The following is a 10277-nucleotide window of genomic DNA, read 5'->3' as shown; positions in this document are numbered from 1 at the left end:
CTTGGCTGACCGAAGCGGGCTTGGCTGACCGAAGCGGGCTTGGCTGACCGAAGCGGGCTTGGCCGGCTCCGAAGCAGGCTTGGCGGCCGCCGGGTCACGCGGCTGGCGCGCCCCTGTCCCGATCCGGTACAAGCCCGGACGCATGCGACCGCGTCCGGGCCTCGCGCCGGGCATCTGAGAAACACCTGAGAGACCCAGACCCATGTGCGGAATCGTTGGCATCGTCGGACGGGACGCCGTGGCCGGGCAGCTGGTGGAAGCCCTGCGCCGGCTCGAATATCGCGGCTACGACTCGGCCGGCATCGCCACCCTGACGGAGGGGCACCTGGAGCGCCGGCGCGCCGAGGGCAAGCTCGCCAACCTGGAGATGCGCCTGCGCGACGCGCCGCTCGGCGGCAGCCTCGGCATCGGCCACACCCGCTGGGCCACCCACGGGCGGCCCAACGAGACCAACGCCCATCCGCACGCCACGACGCGCGTCGCCGTCGTGCACAACGGCATCATCGAGAATTTTCGCGCGCTGAAGGCCGAGCTGCAGGGCCAGGGCGTGCGCTTCGAGAGCGAGACCGACACCGAGGTGGTGGCCCAGCTCGTCAGCCACGCGATGGAGGGGGGCCTGGGGCCGGTCGAGGCGGTGGCGGCCTGCCTGCCGCGCCTGCACGGGGCCTTCGCCCTGGGCTTCATCTTCACCGGCCACGACGACCTCCTCATCGGCGCCCGCCACGGGGCGCCGCTGGCCATCGGGTTCGGCGAGGGCGAGACCTATCTCGGCTCGGACGCCCTGGCGCTGGCGCCCTTCACCCAGGAGATCACCTATCTCGACGAGGGCGATTGGGCGATCCTGTCGCGCGCGGGCGCCGAGATCCGCGACCCGGACGGACGGCCCGTCACCCGCGAGCGCCAGCGCATCGTCGCCCAGGCCTATCGGGTGGAGAAGGGCAACCACCGCCACTTCATGGCCAAGGAGATCCACGAGCAGCCCGAGGTGGTGGGCCGGACGCTGGCCCATTACGTCGACCTCGCCAACGGCCGCGTGGCCCTGCCCGAACCCCTGCCCTTCGACTTCGCCACGCTCTCGCGGATCTCGATCACCGCCTGCGGCACCGCCTACTATGCCGGCCTCGTGGCCAAGTACTGGTTCGAGAGCCTGGCGCGCCTGCCCGTCGAGATCGACGTCGCCTCGGAGGCGCGCTACCGCGAGCCGCCGCTGGACCGGGACGGGCTCACCCTCGTGATCTCGCAATCGGGCGAGACCGCAGACACCCTGGCCTCCCTGCGCTACGCCAAGGGGCAGGGCCAGCACACCCTGGCGGTGGTCAACGTGCCGACCTCCACCATCGCCCGGGAGGCCTCCGCCACCGTGCCGACCCTGGCCGGACCCGAGATCGGCGTCGCCTCCACCAAGGCGTTCTCGTGCCAGCTCACCGTGCTGCTGTGCCTCGCCATCGCGGCGGGGCGGGCCCGCGGCGCCCTGAGCGCCGAGGCGGAGCGCCGCCTCGTCGACGCGCTGATCACCGTGCCGGGCCTGATGGCCGACGCGACCAAGCTGGAGGGCGAAATCGAGCTGCTGGCCCGCGAGGTCGCCAAGGCCCGCGACGTGCTCTACCTGGGGCGCGGCACCAGCTACCCGATGGCGCTGGAAGGCGCCCTGAAGCTCAAGGAAATCAGCTACATCCACGCGGAAGGTTATGCGGCGGGTGAACTCAAGCACGGCCCCATCGCCCTCATCGACGAGAGCGTGCCGGTGATCGTGATCGCGCCCCACGACGCGATCTTCGAGAAGACGGTGTCGAACATGCAGGAGGTGGCCGCCCGCGGCGGGCGCATCATCCTGATCGGCGACGCCAAGGGCGCGGCCGCGGCCGGCCTCGACACCATGGCCACCGTGACGATGCCCGACCTCGACCCGGTGGTGGCCCCCATCGTCTACGCGGTGCCGATCCAGCTCATCGCCTACCACACCGCCGTCTTCATGGGCAAAGACGTCGACCAGCCGCGCAACCTCGCCAAATCCGTCACGGTGGAATAGGTCCGTGATGGGGGAGGCGGGTGCGGGCCGGCCCTTCGGAACCGCGACGGGCACGGCGGACCGAGGACCGCCAGTGGCCAGCCCCCTGCCACGGGCCTATGCTCGCCGGCACAGGCCCCTGCGACGGTCCACCGGGATGTTCCTGCAAGGGATCGTCATGGGAGGGTTTCATGGACGGAAAGACGGCGAGCCTGTTCCGGAGCGGCCGCAATCAGGCGCTGCGCATTCCGCGCGGGTTCGAGCTTCCCGGCACGAGCGCGCGCATCCGCCGGCTGCCGAACGGCAATCTCGAGATCGAGCCTCTGGGTGAGATCGGGCTGCTGGCCGCCTTCAAGGATGAGCCACCTCTGCCGCCGGACGATGCGATGGACCCGATCCCGGATCGTCCCGCAGAGCCCGTGGAGCGATGAGCGAGCGCTACCTGCTTGACACCAACATCCTCTCCGAGATCATCCGGGCGGGCAGAGACAGCGCCGTCCTGGGCATGATCGCCCGGGTCGGCCAGGACACCATCTGCACGAGCGCGATCGTGGCGAGCGAGATGCGCTACGGCGTCGAGCGCAAGGGCTCGACGCTCCTGCGTGACAAGGTGGAGCGTGCCCTGCGCAACATCGAGATCGTCCCCTACGCCTCCGACTGCGCGCACGCCTACGGCACCATCCGAGCGACGCTGGAGCGCGAGGGCAGGACGATCGGCGCCATGGACATGCTGATCGCCGCCCATGCCCTCGCGCTGAATCGAACCCTGGTGACGGACAATCTGCGCGAATTCGAACGCGTCGCCGACCTGCGCGTGGTCAACTGGCTCGACCCGGCCTCGCGGGAAGGCGGTCCCGCCGTGTAGGGACGCCGGCCGTCGCGGATTCTGTCCACGGTGCCAGGCCCTGATCGGTCCGACGCTCGACCTGACGAAGGGGGACCGGGCGCCGCGCGCCCGGTCCCGTGTCGCCTCACTCGGCCGGCTGCAGGGCCGGGAGCTCCGAGTCGAGGGGCATCGGGTTGCCGCCGAGCGCCGCCGCGAGCTTGACGTCGTCGACCTCGCCCTCCCAGCGGGCGACCACGATGCAGGCCACCGCGTTGCCGATGAAGTTGGTGAGCGCGCGGCACTCGGACATGAAGCGGTCGACGCCGAGGATCAGCGCCATGCCGACGACCGGCACCGAGGGCACCACCGCGAGGGTCGCCGCCAGGGTGATGAACCCCGAGCCGGTGACGCCGGCCGCGCCCTTGGAGGACAGCATCGCCACGAGGAGCAGGAGGCCCTGCTCGCCGTAGGTGAGGGGCGTGTCCGTGGCCTGCGCGATGAACAGCGCCGCCATCGTCATGTAGATGTTGGTGCCGTCGAGGTTGAACGAGTAGCCGGTGGGGACCACGAGGCCGACCACGGGCTTCGAGCAGCCGGCGCGCTCCATCTTCTCGAGGAGCGAGGGCAGGGCGGACTCGGAGGACGAGGTGCCGAGCACCAGCATCAGCTCTTCCTTGATGTAGCGGATGAGCTTGAGGATCGAGAAGCCGTTGTAGCGGGCGACGAGGCCCAGCACGCCGAGGACGAAGATCGCCGAGGTCAGGTAGAAGGCGCCGACCAGGTAGGCGAGGTTGGCGAGCGAGGCGATGCCGTACTTGCCGATGGTGAAGGCCATGGCGCCGAAGGCGCCGATGGGGGCGACCTTCATGATGATGTTGACGACGCCGAAGATGGCTTCCGACAGCACCTTGATGATGTCGAGGACCGGCTTGCCGCGGTCGCCCAGGAATGCGAGCCCGAAGCCGAACAGCACCGAGAAGAACAGCACCTGGAGGATCTCGCCGCCCGAGAACGCCCCCACCGCCGTGGTCGGGATGATGTTCATCAGGAAGTCGGTGATCGTCTGCGTCTTGGCCTTGTCGGCGTACATCGCGATCGACTTCGGATCGAGCGACTTCGGATCGATGTGCATGCCCGCGCCCGGCTGGACGAGGTTCGCCACGATCAGGCCGACGATCAGCGCCAGGGTCGAGAAGGTGATGAAGTAGATCAGCGCCTTGCCGCCGACGCGGCCGACCTTCTCCAGGTTGGTCATGCCGGCGATGCCGGACACCACGGTGAGGAAGATCACCGGCGCGATGATCATCTTGACGAGCTTGATGAAGGCGTCGCCGAGCGGCTTCATGTCCGCGCCGACCTGCGGGTAGAAGTGACCGAGGGCGATGCCGATCGCCACGGCGACCAGCACCTGGAAATACAGGGTCCGGTAGATCGGCTTGGGCTGGGGCGGCGCGTGGGGCGCGGTGAGGGGCGATGGTACAGCGGCCATGATGGCGTTCTCCCGGTGGGTCTCTCGAACGATGCCGGCGCGGCTCGGGGACGGCGTCCCGCGTCCGCGCTCTCTTGCTCTTGCGCCGAGGGGTCCGGCCTCCCCCGGCCGCGCCCCGGAGGGGTGCGGCGGCGGGGACGGCGGCCCTGCGGCGGACAGTCCTGCGGTCGACGCAGGGCTGCATTACCCCTCCGGAATGGCAACCGGCATGCCAGGGCGAGCGCCGGCGAAACGTTTCGTTAAGCCTTTGAAATCGGGATCGTTTTCACGATGAGTCCGCGGCGCGCGCAGGATCGCTTTGCGAAAACCCGGACGCGGCGGCGAAATCCTTTCCGGGAAATCGCAGGGGTCCGACCGGCATGAGGCCCCGCGCCCAGCCGGCCCGATCCCGGCCGGAGGAGGGGCCCGGCGCGCCCCGGGCCCCCGCGTCGCATGGGCCGAGCCGGCGGAGCCTCGTCCTGCTGGCGAGCGTCGCCGCGATCCTGCTCGCGGCCTGGCTCGCCGGGGGGATCGCCGAGCGCTGGGCCCTGGCCGATTTGCGCCGCACGGCCGCGGCGACGCTGGGGCTGCAGGTCGGCGTCCTGGCGGCTGAGATGCAGAAGCAGACCTCCCTGCCCCTGGCCCTGGCGGCGGATCCGGAGATCGCCGCCGCCGCGCAGGCCGCGCCCCCGGCGGACCTGATCGACCGCGTGAACCGGCGCCTCGCAGAGGTCGCCGCCGCGACGGACTCGGCGGTAATCTACGTCATCCGGCCGGACGGCGTCACGGCCGCGGCCAGCAATGCGGGGAGCCGGGGCAGCTTCCTCGGCCGGGACTACGCCTTCCGGCCCTATTTCCGGCAGGCGATGCAGGAGGGGTCCGGCTCGCAGTTCGCCCTCGGCACCGTGAGCGGCCGCGCCGGCCTCTACCTGTCCCGGCGAATCGGCGCCGCCGGCGGCGTCGTGGTGGTCAAGATCGAGTTCAACGGCGTCGAGGCGGCCTGGCGCGCGGCGGGGGACGGGGTGTTCGTCGCGGATGCGCGCGGCATCGTCCTCGTGGCGAGCGAGCCGGCCTGGCGCTTCACCACCCTGCGCCGGATCGACGAGGCCGAGCGGCGGCGCATCCGCGAGGCCCTGGAATTCGGCGACGCGCCCCTCGACGACATGCCGCTCTATCCCGTCGCCGGCACGGAGGATCTCGTGCGCGTCGGCCAGGGCGCGCGCCCGGCCTGGGCCGCCCTGCGGCTGGACGCCCCGATCCCCGGCACCGCCTGGCGGCTCACCGCCCTGACGCCCCTGGGCCGCACCGTGGAGCGCGAGCGGGTCCAGGCCTGGATCATCGCCGCCCTGGTCACGGGCCTCGCCTGCCTCGGCCTCACCGCGCTGGCGGGCCGGGGCCGGCGCAACCGCGCGCGCCTCGCCCGCGCCTCGGCCCAGCGGGACGCCCTCGAGACCCGCGTCCGGGAGCGGACCCTGGAGCTCACCGACGCCAACCGGATGCTGCGCCTCGAGATCGAGGAGCGGCAGCGGGCGGAGGCCGAGCGCGAGCGCCTGGGGCGCGAGCTCGCCCAGGCGGGGCGCCTGGCCGCCCTCGGGCAGTTCGCCGCCAGCATGGCCCACGAGATCAACCAGCCGCTGGCCGCCATCCGCTCCTACGCCGACAACGCCGCCATCCTGGTCCGGCGCGGCCGGACGGAGGAGGCGGCCGAGAATGCCTTCGCCATCGGGCGCCTCACCGACCGCATCGGCGGCCTCACCCGCCAGCTCAAGGGCTTCGCCCGGCGTTCCTCCGCCAGGCGGGAGCCCGTGGCCCTGTCCGAGATCCTGCACAACAGCCTGGAGCTGGTGGAGGCCCGCGCCTCGGCCGCCCGCATCCCCCTGGTGGTGGAGGGCGCGCGCCCCGGCCTGCGGGTGCTCGGCGACGGGCCGCGCCTCGAACAGGTCGTGGTGAACCTGCTCCAGAACGCCCTCGATGCCGTCCAGGGCCGGACCGACCCGCGCGTCGGCGTGCAGGTCGCCGAGGAGGCGCCGGACCGCGTGGTGGTCGCGGTCCGCGACAACGGGCCCGGCATCCCCGAGGCGGTGCGGGCGCAGATCTTCGACGCCTTCTTCACCACCAAGTCGGACGGGCTCGGGCTCGGGCTCGCCATCGCCCGCGGAATCGTCGAGGATTGCGGCGGCAGCCTCACCGTCCAGGGCGATCCGGCGGGCGGCACGATCTTCCGCATGGCCCTGGTGAAGGCCGCGGCACAGGGGGGGACCGGGGTGGCCGGACCGGCGGAGGCGACGACGTGAGCGAGACCATGGCGGGGGCGGCCTCGGCGGAGCGGGTCGTCTTCATCGACGACGAGGCGGAGGTCTGCCGGGCCAACCGCCAGAGCCTGGAGCTCGACGGGTTCACGGTGGAGACCTTCGGGGCCGCCGGGCCGGCCCTGACCGCGATCCTGGCCGATCCCCCCGGCCTCGTCATCACCGACGTGCGCCTGCCCGACCTCGACGGGGTCGCGCTGTTCGCCCGCCTGCGCGCCCTCGACCCGGAGCTGCCCGTCATCCTGATCACCGGCCACGGCGACATCCGCATGGCGGTGGGGGCGATGCGCGACGGCGCCTACGACTTCCTGGCCAAGCCCTACCCGGCCGAGGCGCTGCTGGCCTCGGCCCGGCGCGCCCTGGAGCGCCGCCGCCTGGTCCTGGAGAACCGCCAGCTGCGGGCGCGCCTCGACGCCGCCCTGGAGGAGGATCCGGCCTTCCTCGGGGTCTCGCCCGGCATCGTGCGCCTGCGCCAGCTCGTGCGCGAGGTGGCCCAGGCCGACGTCGACGTCCTCGTGTTCGGCGAGACCGGCGCCGGCAAGGAGGTGGTGGCGAGCGCCCTGCACCGCTGGGGCCGGCGGGCCAAGCGCAACTTCGTGGCGATGAATTGCGGGGCGCTGCCCGACAGCGTCGCCGAGAGCGAATTGTTCGGCCACGAGGCCGGGGCCTTCACGGGCGCCCTGAAGCGCCGGGTCGGCCGGATCGAGCACGCCCAGGGGGGCACGCTCTTCCTCGACGAGATCGAGAGCATGCCGCTCAACCTGCAGGTGAAGATGCTGCGCGTGCTGCAGGAGCGCCGGGTCGAGCCGCTCGGCGGCAACGAGTCCCTGGCCGTCGACATGCGAGTGGTGGCCGCCACCAAGGTCGATCTCGGCCAGGCCGCGGCCCAGGGCACCTTCCGGGACGACCTCTACCACCGGCTCAACGTGATCACGATCGCGATCCCGCCCCTGCGGGACCGGCGCGAGGACGTGATCCTGCTGTTCCAGGAATTCCTGCGGCGGGCGGCCGCCCGCTTCGGCCGCGCGGTCCCGGCGATCACGGGCCCGGTGCTCGACCACCTGCGCCGGCACGACTGGCCCGGCAACGTGCGCGAACTCGGGCACTTCGCCGAGCGCTACGCCCTGGGGCTCGCCGACCTGGAGCGCTCGGCCCCGGAGGCCGTCACCGCCGGCACCCTCGCGGATCAGGTCGACCGCTTCGAGCGCGGCCTGATCCGCGAGGAGCTGATCATGGCCGGGGGCGACGTCCGGCTGGCGGCGGAATCCCTGGGGACGCCGCGCAAGACCCTCTACGACAAGATCGCCCGCCACGGGCTCACGCCGACCGACTACCGCTGACGGCCCCGGTCGGGGAGGCCGGCCCTGGGGCCGGCCTCCCGCTTCAGATCAGTCGACGACCTTGCCGTCGGGGCCGACCTTGACCTTCTGCTCGCGGTCGGGGAGCGCCACCTTGATGTCGTACTGCACCGAGGCGCCCTCGCGCTCGACCTCGGCCTCGTAGGCCTTGCCGCCGCCGGCCTTCTGCTCGGCGATCTTCAGAGCGTCCTTGAGCGAGGTGGTGGCCTTCTGGAAATCGGCCGGCTTCAGGCGGGTGAAGTAGCGCTCGATCGGCTGGTTCTCGGTCTTGTACAGGGCGCCGTCATCGGCGTTGATGCCGTACTCCACCAGCTTGCCGTCGGGGTAGACGACCTTGATGCTGTAGTGGTTCGGGTTCTTGCCGTCGGCCTTCTCGAAGTCGGCGTCGATGGCGCGGCCCTTCTCGCCCTGCTGCTCGGCGGTGGTCAGCGCCTGGGCGAGGGTGACCTTGCTGACGGCGGCGCGCTGGTACTCCTTCAGGTCCTTGTCCGTGTTGGCGTCCATCTTGGCGGCGGGGGTCTGGGCCAGCACGAGGCCGGAGCTCAGGGCGAGAAATCCGGCGGCGGCGGCGAGGCGGTACATCATGGCGGGTCGTCCCGTTTCGGGTTCGTTGAAGGACCCTGGAAACGGGCACCGGCCCGTTTGGTTGCCCCGCGTCGATCCGGTTGCCGCCGCCGGACCTCAGCGGGCCGACGGGCCCGTCGGGGCGAGGCCGCCGAGATGCGCGCGGTGCGGCGGCGAGGCGGACGCGCCGGACGCGGCGGACGCCCGGGCCGCCTGCCGCGGCCCGGCGTAGCGGGCGAGCTTGCGCGCCGCGCCGGCGAACAGGCCCGCCAGGGCCAGCAGCGTCGCGTCGAACCAAACGAAGCGCGCCTGCCCAGCGAGGAGCCCGGCCCAGCCGTGATCGACCAGGGCGAGGTCGGCGGCCACCACCGCAAGATAGAGGCCGGCGGTCGCGGTCAGCGCCGCGCCCCAGGCCCGGCGCCCCGGCCCGGCGAGGGCCGCCAGGGTGACGAGGCCCCAGGTGGCGAAGAAGGCGGCGATCTCCCCGTCGCTCCGCCCCGGCAGGCCGAGGGGCAGCAGGCGGTTGGCGAGGAAGTAGGCCGCGATTCCCGCCGGCAGCCCGGCGACGGCGCCGATGTTGAGGGCCTGGACCAGGCGCAGGCCAGGCAAGCCCCGTTCGCCGGCCTTGGGCAGGCGCGCCACCGCCCACAGCACGAGGCCGGTGGCCACCATGGCGGAGCCCATCAGGCCGCAGACGAAGAACAGGATGCGCAGGGCCGGCCCGGCGAAATGCGCCTCGTGCAGGCCGACCAGGGTGGTGAAGGTCCGGGTCGCCGGCTTGAGGCCGCCCTGCCGGACCTCGCGCACCGCGCCGGTCACCCCGTCGAAGGCGACCTGCGGGTGCTCGTGCGAGAGCCCGTGCGGCTCCTCGAACACCGCCGTCACCACGGCGTTCGCGTCCCGCGGATTGGTGATCGCCAGCCGCTCCAGGGGCTCGGGCACCGTCGCCATGGCCGCGCGCACCATCGGGCCGATGGGCGCCAGGGTGCCGGGCTGCCCGGCGGGGGGGCGCGGCGCCGGGATCTGGCCGCTCTCGGCGAAGAAGGTCTGGGCCTCGCCCCTGTAGGCCGTGGTGATGCCCCAGGGCATGTACATCACGCTCAAGGTGACGATGCCCGTGTAGGTGATCATCAGGTGGAAGGGCAGGGCGAGGACGCCGGTGACGTTGTGGGCGTCGAGCCAGCCGCGCTGGGCCGACTTGTCCCGCCGCAGCGTGAAGAAGTCCGCGAAGATGCGCCGGTGCGTGATCACGCCGGAGATCAGCGCGACGAGCATGATCATGGCGCAGAGGCCGACGATCCAGCGGCCCCAGAGGGGCGGCATGTGCAGCTCGAAGTGGAAGCGGTAGAGGAAGTCGCCGCCCTTCGTGTCGCGGATCACCGCCGGCGCCCCCGTCGCCGGGTCGAGGCGGGCCTGCCCCGGCGGGGTGCCCGGCCTCGTCCGCCAGAACAGGTCGACGACCGGGCTGTCGGGGGTCGGCAGGCCGATGAACCAGCTCCGCGCCCCGCCCGCATGGGCGGTGAGGTGGGCGACGCCGAACTCGGCCGCCCGCACCTGGGCGTCGGGGCTGAGCGATTCGACCTGGCGGAGCTCGGGCCGCATCCAGCGCGAGATGTCCGTCCGGTAGTAGCTCGCCGTGCCGGTGACGAAGACCGCCAGCAGGACCCAGCCCACGACGAGGCCGGACCAGGTGTGGAGCCAGGCCATCGCCTGGCGGAAGCTCGTTCCCATGCATCCTCCGGGG

8 protein-coding genes are annotated in these 10277 nt (G+C 72.3%); 5 read left to right on the top strand and 3 right to left on the bottom strand.

Annotation, left to right across the window (positions count from 1 at the left end; translation table 11 throughout):
• Nucleotides 1–202 precede the first annotated feature (202 nt).
• From glmS to ASF20_RS14005, 3 genes are all read left to right on the top strand, one after another.
• Nucleotides 203–2029, top strand: coding sequence for a glutamine--fructose-6-phosphate transaminase (isomerizing) (glmS, locus tag ASF20_RS14015; RefSeq protein WP_056274997.1), 1827 nt, complete (start codon nt 203–205; stop codon nt 2027–2029).
• Nucleotides 2030–2199: 170 nt separating this feature from the next.
• The gene (locus ASF20_RS14010) at nt 2200–2439 is read left to right on the top strand and encodes a hypothetical protein (RefSeq protein WP_056221894.1); all 240 of its coding nucleotides are present in this window, start codon (nt 2200–2202) and stop codon (nt 2437–2439) included.
• Nucleotides 2436–2873 carry a type II toxin-antitoxin system VapC family toxin gene (locus ASF20_RS14005; RefSeq protein WP_056221897.1) on the top strand — a complete coding sequence of 146 codons (438 nt, stop codon included), beginning with the start codon at nt 2436–2438 and terminating at the stop codon, nt 2871–2873. The genes ASF20_RS14010 and ASF20_RS14005 overlap by 4 nt, the downstream gene beginning before the upstream one ends.
• A gap of 106 nt (nt 2874–2979) precedes the next feature.
• On the opposite strand, the gene ASF20_RS14000 is transcribed toward ASF20_RS14005, so the two are convergent.
• Complete coding sequence (locus tag ASF20_RS14000; protein WP_056221902.1) at nt 2980–4323, bottom strand: dicarboxylate/amino acid:cation symporter; 1344 nt, start codon at nt 4321–4323, stop codon at nt 2980–2982.
• 359 nt (nt 4324–4682) lie between these two features.
• Between ASF20_RS14000 and ASF20_RS13995 the strand changes: the two genes are divergently transcribed.
• Both ASF20_RS13995 and ASF20_RS13990 read left to right on the top strand, forming a co-directional pair.
• Nucleotides 4683–6596, top strand: a complete 1914-nt coding sequence (locus ASF20_RS13995; RefSeq protein WP_082501339.1) for an ATP-binding protein — start codon at nt 4683–4685, stop codon at nt 6594–6596.
• Nucleotides 6597–6604: 8 nt separating this feature from the next.
• Nucleotides 6605–7951, top strand: a complete 1347-nt coding sequence (locus ASF20_RS13990) for a sigma-54 dependent transcriptional regulator (RefSeq protein WP_056275093.1) — start codon at nt 6605–6607, stop codon at nt 7949–7951.
• Between the two features lie 48 nt (nt 7952–7999).
• Here the strand turns inward: ASF20_RS13990 and ASF20_RS13985 are convergent, their stop codons facing one another.
• Entirely contained in the window at nt 8000–8554 is a 555-nt protein-coding gene (locus tag ASF20_RS13985) for a PepSY domain-containing protein (protein ID WP_056221905.1), read from the bottom strand.
• A 96-nt stretch (nt 8555–8650) separates the two neighbouring features.
• Nucleotides 8651–10264, bottom strand: coding sequence for a PepSY-associated TM helix domain-containing protein (locus ASF20_RS13980; protein ID WP_082501338.1), 1614 nt, complete (start codon nt 10262–10264; stop codon nt 8651–8653).
• Between the last annotated feature and the right edge of the window lie 13 nt (nt 10265–10277).

It is taken from the genome of Methylobacterium sp. Leaf88 (genome assembly GCF_001422795.1).
Taxonomy (GTDB): domain Bacteria; phylum Pseudomonadota; class Alphaproteobacteria; order Rhizobiales; family Beijerinckiaceae; genus Methylobacterium.
Note: the sequence above shows the minus strand (reverse complement) of the source record. Positions and strands in the feature narration are given on the sequence as shown.